This is a genomic window from Flavobacterium hibernum, assembly GCF_000832125.1.
GTDB classification, from domain to species: Bacteria; Bacteroidota; Bacteroidia; order Flavobacteriales; family Flavobacteriaceae; genus Flavobacterium; species Flavobacterium hibernum.
Map to the genome: position 1 here is coordinate 67,376 of NZ_JPRK01000003.1, position 19,565 is coordinate 86,940.

At 30.5% G+C, this 19,565-nt stretch carries 24 protein-coding genes; 14 read left to right on the top strand and 10 right to left on the bottom strand.

Going from position 1 to position 19,565, the window contains the following annotated elements; genetic code table 11:
• Nucleotides 1–73: 73 nt before the first annotated feature.
• Complete coding sequence (locus IW18_RS02250) at nt 74–2,563, top strand: mechanosensitive ion channel family protein (protein ID WP_041515968.1); 2,490 nt, start codon at nt 74–76, stop codon at nt 2,561–2,563.
• A gap of 67 nt (nt 2,564–2,630) precedes the next feature.
• On the opposite strand, the gene IW18_RS02255 is transcribed toward IW18_RS02250, so the two are convergent.
• The 3 genes from IW18_RS02255 to IW18_RS02265 all read right to left on the bottom strand — a co-directional run bounded on the left by IW18_RS02255 (nt 2,631) and on the right by IW18_RS02265 (nt 4,178).
• Nucleotides 2,631–3,116, bottom strand: a complete 486-nt coding sequence (locus tag IW18_RS02255) for a hypothetical protein (protein ID WP_041515969.1) — start codon at nt 3,114–3,116, stop codon at nt 2,631–2,633.
• A gap of 73 nt (nt 3,117–3,189) precedes the next feature.
• Complete coding sequence (locus tag IW18_RS02260; protein WP_041515970.1) at nt 3,190–3,711, bottom strand: DUF4251 domain-containing protein; 522 nt, start codon at nt 3,709–3,711, stop codon at nt 3,190–3,192.
• A 32-nt stretch (nt 3,712–3,743) separates the two neighbouring features.
• Nucleotides 3,744–4,178 (bottom strand): META domain-containing protein, encoded by a 435-nt coding sequence (locus IW18_RS02265; protein ID WP_041515971.1) that lies wholly within the window; start codon nt 4,176–4,178, stop codon nt 3,744–3,746.
• 211 nt (nt 4,179–4,389) lie between these two features.
• Here IW18_RS02265 and IW18_RS02270 point away from each other — a divergent pair, with 211 nt between their 5' ends.
• The 4 genes from IW18_RS02270 to IW18_RS02285 all read left to right on the top strand — a co-directional run bounded on the left by IW18_RS02270 (nt 4,390) and on the right by IW18_RS02285 (nt 7,932).
• Nucleotides 4,390–4,917 (top strand): superoxide dismutase family protein, encoded by a 528-nt coding sequence (locus IW18_RS02270; RefSeq protein ID WP_041515972.1) that lies wholly within the window; start codon nt 4,390–4,392, stop codon nt 4,915–4,917.
• A 118-nt stretch (nt 4,918–5,035) separates the two neighbouring features.
• Nucleotides 5,036–6,238, top strand: a complete 1,203-nt coding sequence (locus IW18_RS02275; protein ID WP_041515973.1) for an LETM1-related biofilm-associated protein — start codon at nt 5,036–5,038, stop codon at nt 6,236–6,238.
• A 156-nt stretch (nt 6,239–6,394) separates the two neighbouring features.
• A complete protein-coding gene (locus IW18_RS02280) occupies nt 6,395–7,255 on the top strand; it encodes a hypothetical protein (RefSeq protein ID WP_041515974.1) in 861 nt (286 codons plus the stop codon).
• Nucleotides 7,255–7,932, top strand: a complete 678-nt coding sequence (locus IW18_RS02285) for a hypothetical protein (RefSeq protein WP_041515975.1) — start codon at nt 7,255–7,257, stop codon at nt 7,930–7,932. Before IW18_RS02280 ends, IW18_RS02285 begins: the two co-directional genes overlap by 1 nt.
• Nucleotides 7,933–7,979: 47 nt before the next feature.
• On the opposite strand, the gene can is transcribed toward IW18_RS02285, so the two are convergent.
• The 4 genes from can to IW18_RS02305 form a co-directional block, all read right to left on the bottom strand.
• A complete protein-coding gene (gene can / locus IW18_RS02290; protein ID WP_041515976.1) occupies nt 7,980–8,618 on the bottom strand; it encodes a carbonate dehydratase in 639 nt (212 codons plus the stop codon).
• Between the two features lie 125 nt (nt 8,619–8,743).
• The gene (locus tag IW18_RS02295; protein ID WP_041515977.1) at nt 8,744–10,393 is read right to left on the bottom strand and encodes a SulP family inorganic anion transporter; all 1,650 of its coding nucleotides are present in this window, start codon (nt 10,391–10,393) and stop codon (nt 8,744–8,746) included.
• Nucleotides 10,394–10,473: 80 nt separating this feature from the next.
• Nucleotides 10,474–10,755: a hypothetical protein gene (locus tag IW18_RS02300; RefSeq protein WP_041515978.1), complete on the bottom strand. Its 282-nt coding sequence runs from the start codon at nt 10,753–10,755 to the stop codon at nt 10,474–10,476.
• Nucleotides 10,756–10,888: 133 nt separating this feature from the next.
• Nucleotides 10,889–11,368, bottom strand: coding sequence for a Dps family protein (locus IW18_RS02305; protein ID WP_041515979.1), 480 nt, complete (start codon nt 11,366–11,368; stop codon nt 10,889–10,891).
• A 109-nt stretch (nt 11,369–11,477) separates the two neighbouring features.
• Between IW18_RS02305 and IW18_RS02310 the strand changes: the two genes are divergently transcribed.
• On the top strand, nt 11,478–12,419 hold the full coding sequence (locus IW18_RS02310) for a LysR substrate-binding domain-containing protein (RefSeq protein WP_041516135.1): 942 nt from the start codon (nt 11,478–11,480) through the stop codon (nt 12,417–12,419).
• 32 nt (nt 12,420–12,451) lie between these two features.
• Here IW18_RS02310 and IW18_RS23325 read toward each other — a convergent pair whose 3' ends face one another.
• Nucleotides 12,452–12,649 carry a hypothetical protein gene (locus tag IW18_RS23325; RefSeq protein ID WP_017496117.1) on the bottom strand — a complete coding sequence of 66 codons (198 nt, stop codon included), beginning with the start codon at nt 12,647–12,649 and terminating at the stop codon, nt 12,452–12,454.
• 165 nt (nt 12,650–12,814) lie between these two features.
• A complete protein-coding gene (gene mnmD / locus IW18_RS02320) occupies nt 12,815–13,480 on the bottom strand; it encodes a tRNA (5-methylaminomethyl-2-thiouridine)(34)-methyltransferase MnmD (protein ID WP_041515980.1) in 666 nt (221 codons plus the stop codon).
• A gap of 309 nt (nt 13,481–13,789) precedes the next feature.
• On the opposite strand from mnmD, the gene IW18_RS02325 reads away from it, so the two are divergent.
• From IW18_RS02325 to IW18_RS02335, 3 genes are all read left to right on the top strand, one after another.
• Entirely contained in the window at nt 13,790–14,860 is a 1,071-nt protein-coding gene (locus IW18_RS02325) for a branched-chain amino acid aminotransferase (RefSeq protein ID WP_041515981.1), read from the top strand.
• A gap of 85 nt (nt 14,861–14,945) precedes the next feature.
• Nucleotides 14,946–15,524, top strand: a complete 579-nt coding sequence (locus tag IW18_RS02330) for a Crp/Fnr family transcriptional regulator (RefSeq protein ID WP_041515982.1) — start codon at nt 14,946–14,948, stop codon at nt 15,522–15,524.
• A 68-nt stretch (nt 15,525–15,592) separates the two neighbouring features.
• On the top strand, nt 15,593–15,949 hold the full coding sequence (locus IW18_RS02335; protein ID WP_041515983.1) for a DUF4406 domain-containing protein: 357 nt from the start codon (nt 15,593–15,595) through the stop codon (nt 15,947–15,949).
• A gap of 50 nt (nt 15,950–15,999) precedes the next feature.
• Here the strand turns inward: IW18_RS02335 and IW18_RS02340 are convergent, their stop codons facing one another.
• Complete coding sequence (locus IW18_RS02340; protein ID WP_041515984.1) at nt 16,000–16,380, bottom strand: pyrophosphohydrolase domain-containing protein; 381 nt, start codon at nt 16,378–16,380, stop codon at nt 16,000–16,002.
• An 81-nt stretch (nt 16,381–16,461) separates the two neighbouring features.
• Between IW18_RS02340 and IW18_RS23330 the strand changes: the two genes are divergently transcribed.
• From IW18_RS23330 to IW18_RS02365, 5 genes are all read left to right on the top strand, one after another.
• A complete protein-coding gene (locus IW18_RS23330; RefSeq protein ID WP_041515985.1) occupies nt 16,462–16,650 on the top strand; it encodes a hypothetical protein in 189 nt (62 codons plus the stop codon).
• A 189-nt stretch (nt 16,651–16,839) separates the two neighbouring features.
• Nucleotides 16,840–17,979 (top strand): SRPBCC family protein, encoded by a 1,140-nt coding sequence (locus IW18_RS02350; RefSeq protein WP_041515986.1) that lies wholly within the window; start codon nt 16,840–16,842, stop codon nt 17,977–17,979.
• Between the two features lie 61 nt (nt 17,980–18,040).
• Entirely contained in the window at nt 18,041–18,583 is a 543-nt protein-coding gene (locus tag IW18_RS02355) for an RNA polymerase sigma factor (RefSeq protein WP_041515987.1), read from the top strand.
• A 33-nt stretch (nt 18,584–18,616) separates the two neighbouring features.
• Entirely contained in the window at nt 18,617–19,030 is a 414-nt protein-coding gene (locus IW18_RS02360) for a hypothetical protein (RefSeq protein ID WP_041515988.1), read from the top strand.
• Nucleotides 19,031–19,046: 16 nt separating this feature from the next.
• Nucleotides 19,047–19,505, top strand: a complete 459-nt coding sequence (locus IW18_RS02365) for a hypothetical protein (RefSeq protein ID WP_041515989.1) — start codon at nt 19,047–19,049, stop codon at nt 19,503–19,505.
• Nucleotides 19,506–19,565: the final 60 nt, after the last annotated feature.

The following is a 19,565-nucleotide window of genomic DNA, read 5'->3' on the forward strand; positions in this document are numbered from 1 at the left end:
TAACCTAAAAAGTAATTTTTTAGGTTATTTTTTTTTGTAGTATTTTTGATATCACCACCAAAAACAAATTACTATGGCTTTTTATAATATAACCAACCGTTTATTTTTTTATAAAAACGCCAAACTCAAAGCAACGGTTTTAAAAACTGTTTTTATACTTTTCTTTTTCGTAGAAACTTCCTTTTCTTACGCTCAAAATGTCACTTCAAAAAAAGACCAGGATTCTACCAATAATAAAATAGAAAATTTATTAAAACTTGACCAAGAGAAAAGTAACGCACTCTTTAAGGAAAATAAAATTAGCAGAGAACGATCTTTATTATTTGATGCTATTTCTAAAAATGTTCAAGTTGCCGATCTTACTTTAAAAACAGGAATTGACTACAAAGGTTTTACTACCGAGCTGAACAATGTTATTAAACTCAAAAAAACCGCAATCGACGGTATAATCAAGAATAAAAACGATTTTCAAACTCTTAGAAACATTACTGTAACCTCGATAATGTTAAAGGAGCTGCAAACAAGATTAGATATTCAGCTTGCTAAAATCAAAAAGAATAATCTTGAATTGAGCGAAATGCAAACTAAAATTGATTCTTTAATGATAAAGAAATCTCTTTTTACAGCTCCTAAAGATTCCATACGAAAATCTTTGTATTACGAACGATATTCACAAATGAATGCGGATGTCATTTCCTTAAATAAAAGATTCAAAAATGCATTAGACAGTATTAGTAAACTTCAAATACTAGCAAACAAATTTAAGTATGATCTTCAAAATGATATTATCGAAACAGATAATATTAGAAAAGATGAGTTTACAAATTTATTCGATTCTGACGGTAAGATTTTTGAAAAAGGCACCAACAAAATGGGCTTTGAAGAATCTTTTTTTTATTCGCTTACCAAAGAGCTAATCATTTTGATATTCTTTATAAGCAATCACTTTGATACTATAGTTTTAATGTTATTGCTGGCTATAGCATTAATTATTTACCTTTTATTTCTTAAAAACAAATACAAAAAAGAAGGCGTTTATCATCAAATAGAATTCTCAAAACAAATATTAAAACATCCTATAGCTTGTGCAATATTAATTTCATTTACGTTATTTAATTTTTTCTTTATTTACCCTCCTTTTGCTTTTACAGCTTTAATTTGGCTGATTTCTATAATTGCATTAACAGTAGTAAACAAAGAATACTTTTCATCTAAAGATAAATTTATATGGAAAATTTATGTCCTTTTAATTCTTATTAGTTTATACGATAATAACATTTTAATTCACTCTGTAAAAGAAGTTTATTTGATTCTCTTTTTGGCATTGGCAACAGCTGCATTTAGTATTTACAATCTAATAAAGAATAAGGAAGTACTTAAACCACTTTTTAAATACACACTATATATTGTAACTGTCTTCGAAATAATATCCATGTTTTTTATATTAATTCACCATAATTATAACTTAGGAAAATTGCTTATGGTAAATGGTATTATAACGATTTTAATGTATTACCTATTTACAAACACTTATCGTTTGATTGCTGATATTATTAATTATTCTAATTTTTTAAGAGAAACAAATGAAGAAAAACAATTAGAAATAAACGATTTAGAAAAAGTAAATTTTACTACTAAAACCAATATCTTATTCCTTATTGGATGGCTGATTTCTATTGGAAAGAACTCTTACTTTTTTCATACTCTTATAGATCCAATTATAGATTATTTTAATAAATCCCGTACGATTGGTGATATTAATTATTCGTATCAAAGCATTTTTATTTTCTTTTCCATCCTTCTAACCTCAGTTCTTATTGCAAAAATTGTTTCTTTTTTAACCAGTGGTTCAGCTCGAAGTTCAACTGGAAACAAAGGAAATAAATTTGGAAGCTGGTTGATTTTAATTCAAATTGCCATTTTTAGCATCGGAATTAGTCTTGCTTTTATTTCATCGGGAATTCCGGTCGACCGCTTAACCATTATTATTAGTGCACTTGGTGTCGGAATTGGATTTGGCCTTCAAACATTAGTAAACAATTTGGTCAGCGGACTTATTATTGCTTTTGAAAAACCTGTTAATATAAATGACACAATTGATATTGGAGGACAAACCGTAAAAATGAAATCTATTGGTATTCGAAGTAGTGTTGTGGCTACTTTTGATGGCGCCGATGTTATTATACCAAATGGAGATTTATTAAGTCAGCATTTAACAAACTGGACATTATCGAATACCAAAAAAAGAACTGACATTTTGATTGGCGTAGCTTACGGAACTAATCTTGAAGAAGCAAAATCATTATTGAATGAAATTTTACAAAACCATTCTTCGGTTTTACAAAGTCCTGAACCAATTATTTGGGTTACGCAGTTTGGAAACAGTTCGATTGATATTGTTGTTAAATTTTGGGTAAATCACATCAATTTTGCCAACGATGTAAAAAGTGATTTAATTATTGCTATTGATAAGACTTTTAGAGCTCATAACATCGAAATTCCTTTTCCACAGCAAGATGTTTATATTAAACCAAGTAACGACCACATAACTGAAAAAGAATAAAACAGGAAAAAAAAATCGGCAACTATCGAAAGATAACTGCCGATTTTTTTAAATAAATAAAGAGAATTTACTGCACTTTTGTTTTATCTAATTCTCCAATAAATGGAATCGCATTTTGAATTTCGTCACGAATTGTAGTTTGTAAATACACTTCTAACTGAATAAATTTTGCGGCGTTGATTGACCCAATTGCTTTTTTAGCCTTTCCATAAGTCTTAGTATACAATTTTTCGTAATTTAAATTATTTTTCAATGCACCTTTTGCCAACTCATCTGCCTTTGCATCTGTAAGTGTTGCGTAGTTTGTTGCATAATCATTAATCAATTGAAATTTTGTTTGACCAAGCGCTTTGCGTTCTGCTTCATAATCATCATAAACCTTTGTAAAAGCTACAGATTGAGTATCTGATAAATTCATATACTCTTTTACAAGATCACTTTTAGATTTTCCGTAAATACTTTGTACAACGTCTACATCTTCTTTAAACGAAGATTGTGCGTAAGATGAAAATGAGGCCACGGCCATAACAAGAATAAGACTTAATTTTTTCATAGTTCTGATTTTAAAATTATTTTAAAGAATTAATATGGGTAAGCACAATGAATTTTTCATATTTTTTTAATCTCTATTTCTTAACCTCTTCTGTTTTAGGCGCTCTAATCTCACCATCATAAGATATAAATGCTCTGTTATTACTTGTTATTGAAAGTGATCCTCTTCCGTTAAAGAATATAGTAAACAAAAGATTGTACACATCGTCTTTGCCTTTTACAGTGGCACTTAAAGTATAGTTTTTTTTCTTTTTCTCTATTTTTATATTTTCAGGAATACCTTCAAATTTCATTCCGCCATCGCCACCATAAGGAACACTGAAAGCGCGACCAAAAAAAGGCAAATCGCAAGTAGTTTTTTCAGGATTGAATTTTAAAAAATAGGTATTGTAATCTATAAAAATAAGTCTTCCTCCTTGCGGAGTAACTTTCTCTGCCTCAAAATCAAATTTCTTCGAATCTATTAGGGCTTCGATTTCTTTTTGTTTTTTTAAAGCTTGTTCTGCTTTTATCTCCTTGCTTGTTTTTTGCTGTGCATAAAGAGCCAGATTCAAAAAGCAAAACAACACTAATAAAATAGATGATTTAGTTTTCATAAAAAACATTTTGAGAGGGTTAAAAAGCTATTTTACTTTTTGGTAAATCGCATCATAGCTATATCTCCAGAGATAAAATTCAAAGTTTTACCATCATCAGTAACATCATATGACGTTATTTTGGGTAAAGTACTCATAAAAACCTGCTCGCCTTGCCCATCCATACACATCATTTTGGTCACGGCCATGGGTTGATTAAAATCAATTTTATTACCTGTTACAACAAGTTTTCCCGTAAAAGAATTACAACTGTTGTTCCCAGAAACTCGGTTTTCTTTTATATCAAAATTAATCGTGGGCTTTTTATTTGGATATAAACCCTCAAAAGCAATTCTTGGACCCGTAATATAATTAAGTTCCCACGTTCCTTCAAGTTTAGAAACTGAATCACTTTTTTGCGTTTTAGAAGCGTTACAAGAAATCAATACAACTCCCAAAAAAAATAAAGTTAAGACATTCTTTATCATAATTTTAAAGATTAAATTAATACACAATGAATACTTATAAATAAAACTTACAATTCGAGGTTATACGAATTTACGCAATAATTTTTGGTTCTGCACTTTAAAACTACATTAAATTACAACCAATAGTTTTAGTTTTTTTTAACTATTAACCCCAATCAATGTCGTGATTTTATGTTAAATTTACTTAATCTTTAATTTAAAAGCCTCTTATATGAAAAAAATAATTGTTTCCTTCGCTATAATTACAGCTTTAGTTGTTGGCTGTAAGACTAATACAAAATCAAGTGATGCTAAAACCTTAACTGTAGCATTAGAGCCAAAAAGCAATAGTACAGTTGCCGGAACAGCTACTTTTACTGAGAAAAATGGTAAAGTAACTTTTGTAGCAAAAATGAGTGGCCTACAACCTGGTGTTCATGCTATACACATTCACGAAAAAGCAGATTGTAGTTCTGCAGATGGAAGTTCTGCTGGAGGACACTGGAATCCAACTTTTAAAAAACACGGAAAATGGGGTTCAGCCGAATATCATAAAGGTGATATAGGTAACTTTACTGCTGATGCAAAAGGTAACGGAACTATAACTTTAACGACTGACGAATGGTGTATTGGTTGCGGAGATGCTACTAAAGATGTTTTAGGAAAAGGTTTAATTGTACATCAGGGAACTGATGATTTTACAACTCAGCCAACCGGAAATGCAGGCGGTAGAGTTGCTTGCGCAGGAATCATTAAGTAAAATAATCATTAGAATAGGTAATAACCACTATATTTTCACAAAATGTAGTGGTTATTTCATTTTAAATCTAGTCGAACACAAGAAAAAGATATAGCTTTGCAGCAATAAATTTAATGCAATGATTAACCCATCAGCACACGGCTGGATAGATAAGTTTTTTAGTGAGCAAAAGTTTTCAGAAGCAATACCTTTTGAAACTGCTGATTCGTTTTACTATAAAGTTAGAGAAACCGGATTTATCTACGGACACATTATTGCTATTGATTCTCAAATTCCAATTCCTATTAAAGGTTGGTTCAAGACCGAAATTTCTAAAGTTGCTTTGTTAAACACTTTATATCATGTGTTTTGCTTAGAAAAAAGAAGTTCTGAACCCAAAAATTTTATTACTGAAGTTTTAAAATTTTACAAGGAAATGAATCCGGAGGGATTTAATTTATTCAAAATTTTACTTCCAAAAGATACACCTTCACTTGCATTAGAGAATATTATAGATCAACGTGTTCAAACGAATGATAGCATTATAAGCAAAAACTTTTCGCATTTGGTTACCAATGCCCTTTTGTTTATTGATGTTCTGGCTTTTAGACAATATTTAGAAAAAGGTGCAATTCCAGAAAAATACCTTAAAAGAATTGAAGAAACAGTTCTTGGTATTGTAGCATTGGCTTTAAAAACTAAAACAGTCAAGTCGCAACACGACGATTTATTGATTAAACTTTTTGAAGCTTCAATTCGATATTCGAAATTTTCAAAAGTTACGGTTGATACATTAGAGACTTTACAACTGGATTATTTTAATAATAAACTCGAACAATATTATTTGATCGACATGGCCGGAATGGCTTTGTGGAGTGATGGCATTGTCGAGAATGAAGAATCTTACTTTTTATATTCGTTAGGTTCAATGATGAACATCTCTGACGATTTTGTAACTAAAAGCATTGATACAACAAATACTTTTATAACTACTCACAAAAAGAAGATTCCATATTTTAATTACTCTAATCCTGTAAAACACTTTTACGATCAAATGACGCAAAGCGTTGTAAAACTAATTGTAAGAAACAAAAACAGGCTGGTTAAGGAAATTATTCAGAGTAAAGAATTAATGGTGCTATTAGCTTATTCTACTACCAGAGATTTGGATGCCAAAGAAAAGAAGAAAGTAAAAAAACAGCTTTTAGATATTTGTAAAACGATTCCATCGTTAACAATATTCTTACTTCCCGGCGGAAGTTTATTATTGCCAATCTTAATAAAGTTTATCCCAACATTGTTACCATCGGCTTTTAACGAAAATCTTGACGAAAACGAATAAAAAAAATCGCCCTTTTGAAGGGCGATTTTTATCAACATTCCTAAAAACCGCAAAACCTATTCTCTTTCTAAACTTATTCTATTACTTTTTTATCTTTTACTAGCCCTTAATGTTATAGAGATAAAATATTTTTACTTAAACTGTAAAAATATAAAAATGGGACCATCAATTAGTTTTGGAGATTATGAGCCAGAAGTTGTACCTGAGCCTTGGGAGGAGTATCAATATAGAGATTTATATAGATCTTACTATCCTCAAAGTATTTCAATGAAAATAAATGGATTATTTCATTGTATTACCGCTTTGACATCTTTAGAATTGAATAAATGCTACACTGATCCTGCTGAAAGAGGAGATATTTCAAGAACTCCAAGAAATTGCTATTTGAGTGCCCTAACCATCTACATGGATAATAAAGGACGTCTAATAAAAGGAGAAAAAGTCAATACAACATTTAGATTAAAGTATGTAAATGGAGAACATATTTTAGATTCTTCTACCAAAATACGAAAAGAATTAGAACGGTGCGTTGACAAAAAAGAACTCCATAATCTGGTTATAAAAAATAAGCAGATTACATTCAGAAATGGAAAAATATATTTACTAGAAAAATTTCACGAATACATTATACAAGCTTCTATTTGTAACAGAAGAACGTATGTAAATTATACTTATTTAAAAGTTTCTGAAAACAGAGATGATTTAAATAAAAAGTTAAATCTTTTGGGAATTACAACTGCCTCTGTTGGCTTTGCACCAGGAAAAGCACCTGTAATTGCTGATTACGCAATAAAAATTTTAGGATTTGCCTTAAGTGCCGAGCCACGATTTAGTCTTGCAGAATACACTTATCCTGTTAACGGACCTGTTTATCTTGATGAGCAAACCCTATATCAACAGTACAAAAGAGAAAATGCAAATGGTTATGTTTCTCCACAGAGGAAAGAAGGCGATCCATTTATCGTAAAAAAAGATATATTAAAAGAATTACAAGAATACGGATTAACAATAAATTGATGAAAAATATAGTTTTATTAATCGTTGTGCTAACATTTATATCTTGTCAAAAAAAAGATACAATAAATCATTTTTTAACCAAACCCATAACTAAACAAGATTTGGAAAAGAATGGCTTTTATAAATATTCATACATAGCAACATCAGATGACCATGATAAAATTGATGATACTATCAAATCTATTTCAAAATATGACATGTATTCTAATGTAAAGCCAGAAATAAATAAGGAAGGAAAAAGGTGCCCAACCCAATTATGGAATTTCGATAAGGAAGATTCTATAAAAAAAAGAAAAAATTTGGATTATTTCAAAAATGATTTAAAAAGTAAAATGATTACATACTTATTTAGAAATGAGACCTTATTCTATAAAGAAATAGATGTCGATTTTTTTGACAAATCTCACAATCAGACACCTGGATTTACAAGTTGGAAAAAGATTATCAACTACTACAATATTCTGAAAATCCCTATAACACCTGTAGTAAAAAATACTAATACAGGAGAGTTGTACACAAATCTGTTTTTAGTTGACAATTACAGAACACGTTTTTTTTTCTCAGAAGAAGAAAAATACTATGGTATGTTTACAAATTATTTAAATAATTTCACTTATTATGATATTCGTCTCCATTGGTATTCTGGTGATGTATTCGAAATATATTACTTCGATTAAATGAAACGAATAAAAAAAATCGCCCTTTTGAGGCGATTTCTTTTTTATTATAGATTATTCAATTGATAAACATCATCAAGTTCATCATTCGAACTAATATTTACATTCAAATCAGTTACGAAACCAGAATTCAATCCGTAAACCCATCCGTGAAGCATTAAATCCTGACCGTTTTTCCAAGCTCCTTGTACGATCGAAGTTTTTGCTAAGTTGTAAACTTGCTCTTTAGCATTGATTTCAACAAAAGCATTAAAACGTTCTGTTTCATCTTCAATAGAGTTCAAATACTTATCGTGCAAACGATACTCATCTTTAATGTGACGAATCCAGTTGTCGATAATTCCAACAGACATATTTCCCATTGCAGCTTTTACACCACCACAACCGTAATGTCCACAAACAATAACGTGTTTTACCTTTAAAACATTTACTGCATAATCTAAAACACTCAACATATTCATATCAGAGTGTACAACCATATTAGCAATATTACGGTGTACAAAAACTTCTCCTGGTTTAGCACCAATAATCTCATTTGCAGGAACACGACTATCAGAACATCCAATCCATAATAATGGCGGAGATTGTCCTTTTGCTAAATCAGCAAAATAATTTGAATCTTTTGCTAAAGAATCTTCTACCCACTTTTTATTATTTTCTAATAACTGCTCATAAAACTTTCTCATTGTATTTTTTGTTTTTTGAATGGTATTTCAACATGTTTAAACATATCAAAAATAACTTTAGTGTAAAGTTATCTAATTTTTAATACTTCTCACAATCAAGAAATACCTTAATTTATTTAATTTGTTTAAAATTCTTCGTTTGTCACCTCTTTTTTAACCAAAGCTCTTTTTGCAACATCATAATAATGCTCAATCGAAACGTGGTTATTTAGATCTGGTGAATTTTCGAGCTCGTAAGCTTCTTTAAAACCTTTTAGTTTTACTTTAATATTTTCATCGACCGCTCTGGTTTCTTTAAACTCGCGAATCAAATCTAAAACGTCATGTGCAATGTATTCAGTATCTTCGGCACTAATGATTACTTTTGAGTTTTCTGGAATCTCATTCAAAGTCAACTTAATAGCTGCTTTATTCAAGAATGAAACTTCTTGTGCTAAATCGATATGAATAACATCTCCATCCTCGTATTCTTCTTTTTTAAAGCTGTAAGCTCTTTTTAGGTTTCCTCTCAATACAAAAATTACACTGATGATAATTCCTAAAGCAACTCCTTTAAGTAAATCTGTTGCTACAACAAATACTAAAGTGGCAACAAAAGGTATGAATTGGTATTTTCCTTTTTCCCAAAAATGCTTGAATGTAGCAGGTTTAGCCAGTTTATATCCAACCAAAATTAAAACAGTAGCCAAAGTTGCCAATGGAATTTTGTTTAAAAGTGCAGGAACTGATAAAACACTTATTAGTAAAAGTACACCGTGAATAATGGTCGACATTTTAGATTTTGCTCCTGCATTATTATTTGCAGACGATCTAACCACTACAGATGTCATTGGTAAACCTCCTAAAAGCGAACTTAATATGTTACCAATACCTTGCGCTCTAAGCTCAACATTTGTATTAGTATAACGTTTTTGCACATCCATTCTATCAGCAGCTTCAATACAAAGTAATGTTTCTATAGAAGCTACAATGGCAATTGTAATACCAACTACCCAAACTTGCGGATTTGTAACAGCGGCGAAGTTTGGAGTTATTAAAATAGATTTAAATTCATCAAAAGATTTTGGAACTGGCAATGAAACCAAATGTTCTTTTGCAATTGCCAATGAGCTTCCTGTAGAAACAAAAAATTCATTTAAGGCTATACCGATAATAACAGCTACAAGTGCTCCCGGAATTAATTTTAATTTCTTCAAAAAAGAAACTTTATCCCAAGAAATTAATATTACTAATGAAACAAGTGAAACAACGACTGCTCCTAAGTGTATGTGATTTAATACATCGAATAAAAATGAAAATGAATTACTTCCGTCGTTTTGAACGAAAGCCTGATCTCCTTCAAAATCAGCATCATAACCAAATGCGTGAGGCAATTGTTTTAAAATGATAATGATTCCGATACCCGCCAACATTCCTTCAATTACATTGGTAGGAAAATAATTTGAGATACTTCCGGCTTTTAAAAACCCTAATGCTAATTGAATTAATCCAGCAATAAAAACAGACATTAAAAAAACATCGAAAGCTCCAAAATCAGTAATAGCGGTTAAAACGATAGCTGTTAACCCAGCTGCTGGACCCGAAACACTAATGTGTGATTGGCTTAAATAACCTACCACAATACCACCAATAACACCCGAGATAATTCCAGAAAATAAAGGCGCACCAGAAGCCATTGCAATACCTAAACACAATGGAAGAGCCACCAAAAAGACCACCAAACCTGAAGCAAAATCAGATTTTAGGTTGGCAAAAAGATTGATTTTTTTTGTCATAATACAATACTAAAAAAATTATTCATTAAAGAGTAGCCGCATTTATACAAATGCAGTTTAGTTCAAAATAATCGGAAGTATTATACTAAATTGGGAGGAGGAGCAAATATGCTCGGAGAAATATTATCTAATTTTACGATATTTTCAGAAATAATCGTTTTCTTTTGAATATAAACAGGTATTAATACTTCATGCTCTAATATTGTAGCATGAACCACCGATTTAAGTTCTTTATGAACTTCCTCTTCAGCGCAATTAAAAGATATAGTCGTATTAGTACCTTTCTTTATCGCCTGAACAATTGTTGGGGTAGATAAGAAGGTAATAAATATGAATAATAATATGCGAGCGATTAATTTCATTGAGGCAAAAATAGTGTTAAAGAAATAAAATCAAAGCGCAGAGGCAAAAATTTTATACAAATTTAACAATCATAAAAAAGCAGAACAATCAAACGGGACTGTTCTGCTTCTTAAATTATTCATAAACAATAAATTATAGTTCTTCTTCTAACCAAGCTTTCATCATCCAAATTGTTTTTTCCTGCTCTGCAATGAAATCACTCATCATAGAATTTGTTCCTTCATCATTAATTTCATCAGATTGTTTTAAAATTTCTCTTTCTATTTTTAATAAATCTGATAAAGAGCTTACAATTAAATGAACTGCTTTTTCATCGTTAGAAATGTTTTTTCCAACAGTTAATTTATTGTTTTTTATATAATCATCAAATGTATGCAATGGAGTTCCACCAATTGTTAAAACTCTCTCTGCAATCATATCTATTTTTAATTGAGCATCTGTATACAACTCTTCAAACTTTACATGTAAATCGAAAAAACGTTTACCACGAATATTCCAATGTATTCCTCTTAAATTTTGATAATATACTTGAAAGTTTGACAACAGAATATTCAATTCTTTTACTAACAATTCTGATTCTTTTACCGGTAATCCTAAAATATTTGTTTTCATACTTTTTTCGTTTTATAATATGTTTACTACAAATTTAATTAAACTTCTTATAAAAGTCAATAAAAAAAAATTATATTTCCTTATTTTTGCATCACAAAATACTATCAAAATGACGATAACTCAATTACAATATGTGTTAGCTGTTGCAGAACACAAAAACTTTACTCTTGCTGCCGAAAAATGCTTTGTGACACAACCAACTCTAAGCATGCAGATTCAAAAAATTGAAGAAGAACTTAATATCTTGATTTTCGATCGAAGCAAAAAACCAATTCAACTTACTGATATTGGTCAAAAAATTGTAAATCAAGCCAAGAACATTGTAAACGAAGCTGACCGAATTAAAGATATCGTCGAACAGCAAAAGGGTTTTATTGGAGGAGAATTTCGTTTAGGAATTATTCCCACGATTATGCCAACGCTTTTACCAATGTTTTTAAACAACTTTATTAAGAAGTACCCAAAAGTTAAACTCTTAATTGAGGAATTAAATACGGATGAAATTATAACAAAACTAAAAAATGGTCATCTTGATGCTGCAATTGCCGCAACTCCGCTTGAAGACGAAAAAATAAAAGAAATTGTTTTGTACTTTGAGCCTTTCGTAGCTTACATTCCAGAGCATCATGCAAGTTTTCAGAAAGAAGAAATTGAAGTTTCTGATTTAAATTTAAATGAAATTTTACTTTTACAAGATGGACACTGTTTTAGAGATGGAATTTTAAACTTATGTAAAAACGGTTCTGACATCGAGCAAAATAATTTTCAGATTCAAAGCGGAAGTTTTGAAACCCTAATAAAATTAGCCGACGAAGGTTTAGGCACAACGTTACTACCGTACTTGCACACCTTAGACTTAAAAGATTCCGATAAACTAAAACTACGTAACTTTAAGGAACCAAAACCTGCTCGTGAGGTAAGTTTAATTTACCCTAAAAGCGAATTAAAAATGCAAATCATTGACGCTTTAAGATCGACAATCGCTGGAGTTGTAAAAGGAGCAATTGTTTTTCAAAACGTGCAAATCATTAGTCCACTACAAAAGAAATAATAATAAAAAAGGAGCCAATTTGGCTCCTTTTTTTATACTTTAATTAGCAGTAAACTCTGTTTTAATTCTGGTTTTTCAATAATGAAATTTAATAACCATTCTTGTAATTGTTCCATTTCGTACGGTAACAGTGTTTTGATAGCTTTTTCTAGTTCTTTACAGAAAAGTATCGGGTCGAAACTTACTCTCTCAAGTATTGATTTCGTGTAATCAAACATCATTTTTGACATAATAAAATAAGATTTTCGGGGGTTATCATTATTTTTAAACTCGCACAAATTTAATCAAATATCATTCATAAGCACTCTTTTTAACTTATTATTTTAAAAACTTTGGCAACGAATACGTTTTCTTATTATATATAAATCAATCTAGAATCATTCTAAACAACTCATTTATACCTTTTTAAATGCGCGAAACATCTCACGTTTACCTGGAGGACCTGCCAATTTTTCTACTGTAAAACCAACCTCAATCATACTTCTTTTAACAACTCCGCGTGCAGCATAAGTTACTAAAACTCCATTTGGCTTTAAACTGTTGTACATTTTCTGAAAAATCTCGGTACTCCAAAGTTCCGGCTGCACTCGATATCCAAAGGCGTCAAAGTAAATCAAATCAAAAATTTCTAAATCATCGATTTCATGAAAAAATTGTTTCCTTTTGGTTAACGAGAAAGCATCGCAAATTTCAGTTTTTTTATCCCAATCAGATTTATGCATTTTCTCAAAAATGTTCTCAAATTCCAATGCGTCAAGTTCAGATACATAATTCATTTCTAAAACCTCATTCGCTTCAACCGGATACGCCTCTACCCCAACATAATCAATCTTCTGATTTTTTTGTTTGCTTTCTAAAAAAGTAATGAAAGCATTTAAACCGGTTCCAAAACCAATTTCTAGAATACTAACTGGATTCTTTTCGAATAGTGAAAGTCCATTTTTAATAAAAACATGTTTTGCTTCCTGAATTGCACCATGCTTAGAATGGTAACATTCGTCCCATTCCTGCAAATGAATTGTCGTTGAGCCATCTAGCGTCTTAATTATTTCTCTTTTCACGTTTTTCGAAATTTATAATCTGATTTTAATAGGTTTTAGCCTCTTTCAAGAGTCAAATTTAATCAAAACAAATGCGTAAAGCCTTAAAAATAGGCACTTTTTTCATAAATTCTTTATAAAACTATCCTAATTTTTTGACTTTATTATAAGATAAATAAATCGCAGTTAAAAGGCATAAATAATGCAGTTTTACTAAGTAAGTTATATATTTTTACTTAATTTTGCATTCAATAAATTCTATTTAACACCAAATCATTACTTTAGAATTTATATGTTGCAATGAAAATTACATAAAAACTTTACACAATTATGAGTACAACTCAAACAAGCAAAATTGAAATCAGAAAAGCCACTTCGTCAAAAATAAACGAAGTAGACTTTCAAAACTTAAGCTTTGGTGCTGTTTTTACAGACCATTTATTCGAATGTGATTTTAAAAATGGAGAATGGCAAAATCCAGTCATTAAGCCTTATGCTCCAATTTTAATGGATCCTTCATCAAAAGTCTTTCATTACGGACAAGCTATTTTTGAAGGAATGAAAGCTTACAAAGATGTCAATGATGATGTTTGGTTGTTTAGACCTGACGAAAACTACAAACGTTTTAATAATTCAGCAGTTCGTATGGCAATGCCAGAAGTTCCGGAATCTGTTTTTATGGATGGTTTAAATGAATTATTGAAAATAGATCAGGAATGGATTCAAAAAGGTAACGGAAGCAGTATGTACATTCGTCCTTTTATGATCGCTACCGGCGCTGGTGTTGTTGCAAATCCTTCTGACGAGTATAAATTTATGATTTTACTTTCTCCTGCACAATCTTATTATGCTGGCGAAGTAAAAGTAATTATTGCTGAACATTATAGTAGAGCTGCAAATGGTGGAATTGGAGCTGCAAAAGCTGCCGGAAACTATGCTGCACAGTTTTACCCAACTAACTTGGCCAACAAAGATGGTTTTCAACAAGTTATCTGGACAGACGATGCTACACATACAAAATTAGAAGAAGCGGGAACAATGAACGTTTTCTTTAGAATTAATGATACTTTATTGACTGCTCCAACTAGCGAAAGAATTTTAGATGGTATTACCAGAAAAAGTTTAATTGCAATGGCAGAAAAAGAAGGTCTTAAGGTAGAGGTTCGTCCTGTTATCGTTTCAGAATTAGTAGAAGCTGCTAAAAACGGATCTTTAAAAGAAATTTTCGGTGCTGGAACTGCTGCAGTTATCAGCGTTATTAAAGGTTTCTCTTATCAGGATGTTTATTATGAAATGACTCCAATCGAGAATTCATATGCTTCTTTATTAAAAGAAAAACTAACAAGTCTTCAAAACAAACTTTCTGAAGATACTTTTGGATGGACTGTTAAAGTTCAATAATTAAAAGATAAATACAGAAACATACCCGACAACTTAACAGTTGTCGGGTTTTCTATTTTATATTTGTCTTATATAACTATTAAAAATGATTGAGAATCTCGTTTTAAAAAATATATCTAAACACATTTCACTAAACGAAAATGAAACGTCTTATTTTCTTTCGATTTTAGAAGAGAAGAAATACGCCAAAAAAAATATTATTCTACAAGAAGGCGAAATATGTAGAACTATAAATTTTGTTCAATCTGGAACTTTAAGAGCCTTTTACAGAGATCCAGAAGGAAAAGAATCGACTATTATGTTTGCCATTTCAGATTGGTGGATCACTGATATGTCATGTTTTATCAATCAACAACCAGCTATGCTCAATATTGAGACAATTGAAGATAGCCTTATTCTCCATTTAAAAAAAGAAGATCTTGATGAGCTTTACACGAAAATCCCAAAGTTTGAACGATTTTTTAGAATCATTATGCAAAATGCATACATAAGGGAACAAATAAGAGTCATTCAAAATCTTTCTCTTTCTGCAGAACAACGTTATTATATTTTTTTAGAAAAATATCCGCAAGTTGCCAAGCAAGTTAGACAAAAACAAATAGCCTCGTATTTAGGAATCACACCCGAATTTTTAAGCATGATACGAGCCAACAAAAACAAATAAGCGTTTTCTTAAACTACATTATTTTTTTACTGCAATAACTTAGCGTGCTTTGTAAAAAACAAACAGATATGCTTATACTTATTGCCGGACCTTATCGAGGCGGGACAAATGATGATCCCAAATTAATTCAACAAAATTTAGATAAATTAGAAGCCGTAGCACTTCCTTTATTCAGAATGGGACATTTGCCTGTAATTGGTGAATGGCTCGCTTTACCACTACTCCATTTAGCAGATTCCAAACATATTGGAGATAGTGTCTGGGATGAAATACAATATCCTGTTGCACATCGTCTTCTTGAAAAATGCGATGCTGTTCTTAGACTTGAAGGCACATCAAAAGGAGCAGATAACGATGTTAGAATTGCTCAGGAAAGAGGATTAAAAGTTTATTACCGTTTAGAAGATATCCCAAACGCTGAATAACAAAAATTAAAAATCCCTAACATGTTCAAAAACGTATTAGGGATTTATATTTAAAGTAATTTCGAAAAATCTGGCTTAAAATAATTTGGCCCTTTCATTACTTTTCCATCTTCACGATAAATTGGCTGTCCATCTTCGCCAAGTTTACTCATATTACTACGTTGGATTTCATCAAAAACAGCTTCAATTTTATCTTGTAAACCATGCTCGATAATAGTTCCGCACAAAATATACATCATATCTCCCAATGCATCAGCAATTTCAACTAAATCATTGTTTTGAACTGCTTCAAGATATTCTTCATTTTCTTCCTTCATCAAATTGTAACGAAGTATTTTTTTATTTTCACCTAAATCAGCGATTGGCGTTTGACTATGACCTATTTTAAAAGCAGTATGAAACTCAGTTACTGCATCAAGTTGTTTCTTCATGATTTTATTTGATTAAATGAAATGCCAAATTAGCAACAATTCATATACAATTCTCTAAATTTGCCAAAAATAATTTTTACTATGTTTAGTCAAGGACAATTAATATTCGCGCTCTGTTTTTTTATTGCATTTGTAATCGTAATGATATTTGCTTATCGAAAAGATCTTGCATTACATAGAATTTTCTACAAAGGAAATTATAAAGTACTAATTGTATTCTTGCTTTTTATTGCAATTTTGTTTGTAATCAAATTCTTTTTCAAAAGATAATTCTAGCAATTTTCTTATTCTTACTAAATTAAATAATTTTAGAAGCTTTACAATTAAAGTTAGTCAAAATCGTTCTATTTGAAGTTATATTTGGCCAAACTTATTTTATAAAGTGTACTTTTATTGCCGTGTTATTAGGTTGACTACTAATAAAATTTATAACTTTACGACACCGAAAAACCTACTCAAATGAAGATTTTAAAATATTTATTCCTTTTTCTATTATTAAGCTTAGTTGCTCTTACTGTTTTTGTTGCTACACAAAAAGGTTTTTTTTCTGTAGAAAGAAGCAAAGTAATCAATTCGCCAAAAGCGACTGTATACAACTATGTAAATGATTTTAGAAATTATGAAGATTTTGAATCTTGGTCTGTTGAAGATCCTACTATACGAATGACTTTTCCCAATAAAACTGCCGGAAATGGAGCTTCATTTTATTGGACTGGAGCTGAAGGAAACGGAAATGCCATTACACTTAAAACCAAAGACGGCGAAAGCATTCAGCAAAAAATGAAATACGACGGAACTGAAGCCGATGTAAATTGGACTTTTAAAGATACTTTGGCAGGAAAAACCAAAGTAACCTGGAAAGCTTCTGGAACAATGAGTTTTTTGTTTAAAATCTATGCTGCATTAAACGGAGGTTCGGATAAAGTGATTGGAACAATCTACGAAAAAAGCCTTGCAAATATTGATAAAAACTTAGATTACGAGACTAAAACATTTGCAATTAAAGTAAATGGAGTGGTTAGAAAAACAGAAACTCCTTATATCAAACAAACTTTTACAAGCGAAATTCAAAAAGTAAATAAAAATGCCAAAATTGTTATTCCAAAACTTATTGAGTTTAGTAAAAACAATGGTTTAGATACAAATGGTAAACCATTTATTATCTATCACACTTATGATACCGCAACTGGATTAGCAAAAGTTTCAATTTGTTTGCCAACAAACAAGGAAATTATGACAACTTCCGGAAGTGATATTTCTGGAGGAAAACTAGATGGATTTGAAGCTGTAAAAACAACATTAACAGGAGATTATTCTCACACCAATGAAGCAATTGCTAAAACAACTGCCTTTATAAATAATGAAAAAATCACCCCGGATTTAAGCTGGTCTCACCTTGAAATTTTAACCATTAATAAATTTGATGTTAAAAGCCCATCAAAACTAATGACTGAAATCTATTTTCCAACAAAACCGAAAGCAGTTCCTGTTGTTAAAACTCCTGTTTATAGACCTGAAACAGAATCAGCTGCTCCAAAACCAGCAAAACCTGCAGAAACTCCTAAAACAAATACTGAAGAAGAGCAATCAGAGTTCTAAATAGAAAACTGATATTAAACCTTTTGTATTAAATTCATTCTAATAAGATAAATCAAAACATTTGACAGACGAGAAGGAATTTATTCTACAATTATTGAATCCTAAAACGCAAGATTTAGCGTTTCAAAAACTCTTGTCTGATTATCAAAAACCGTTGTATTCTCATATTCGAAACATTGTTTTGAATCATGATGATGCCGATGATGTATTACAAAATACTTTTGTAAAGGTTTTTCAGTATTTAAAAAATTTTAAGGGAGAAAGTAAACTTTTCTCCTGGATGTATCGCATTGCAACCAATGAAGCGTTGACTTTTTTAAATCAAAAAGCAAAATTAAGCGGAATAACATCTCAGGATTTACAAAACAAAACCATAGACAACTTAAAAGCCGATGCCTATTTTGATGGAAATGAGATTCAGATAAAGCTTCAAAAAGCAATTGTGAGCTTACCCGAAAAACAGCAACTGGTTTTTAAAATGAAATATTTTGAAGAATTAAAATACGAAGAAATCTCAGAAATACTAGGAACTTCGGTAGGCGCATTAAAAGCATCTTATCATCACGCTGTAAAAAAAATTGAAATATATATTACCACAAATTAAACCTTTTGTATCAAAAGTTATCTTATAGATATTATGAAAACATTTAAATTAGAAAACGAACCCAAAATAGCGACCGGCTTTAAAACTCCGGAGGATTATTTTGATAATTTTTCAGCAAAAGTTTTACAACAAATAAACGAAAAAGAAGTAAAAGTAATTCCGTTGTACAAACGCAAAAAAGTACTAACAATGGCTGCGGCTGCAGCAGTATTTATTGGATTAATGATTCCTGTTGTAAATAATTACAATGCTACTTCTAAAGATCTTGACGAAGCTACATTAGAAAACTATTTGGCTTATCAATCAAACTTGAACCAATATGATTTGATTCAAAACTTAGATACCAATGACATTCAAAAACTAAATAAAAATGTCGCAATAGAAGACGAAACTCTTGAAGATATATTATCTTCAAGCCCAAATATAGAGCACTTAATTTCTGAATAAAACAAAACTTTTGAAGATGAAAATCAAAAATATACTACCAATGATTCTGTTTTTAGTAAGCTTTTCCTTTTTTGGACAAAATGGAAAAACAGATGAAAAACGCGAAAAAATTAAAGCGTATAAAGTTTCTTTTTTAACGACTGAATTGGAATTAAACTCAACAGAAGCTGAGAAATTCTGGCCTATTTACAATACTTACGACGATAAACAATATGAGTTACGTCATGAAAAAATAAAAGCCTACATGCGCAAATTGGATGATGACAACATCAATTCTATTTCAGAAAAAGAAGCTTCGGCACTTTTGTCTCAAATTGAAAGCGCTGACAAAGAATTATACCTTTTAAGAGTTAAATATAATTCAGATATAAAGAAGGTACTTTCGGCAAAAAAAATATTAAAACTAAAAAAATCGGAAGATGATTTTAATAGAAAATTATTAAAACAATACAGAGATAAAGCAGCTAAAGATTAATTACCTGCTTACAACAAACAACAGCGATAAGAACCCTATATAATAATACTTACTTTATTA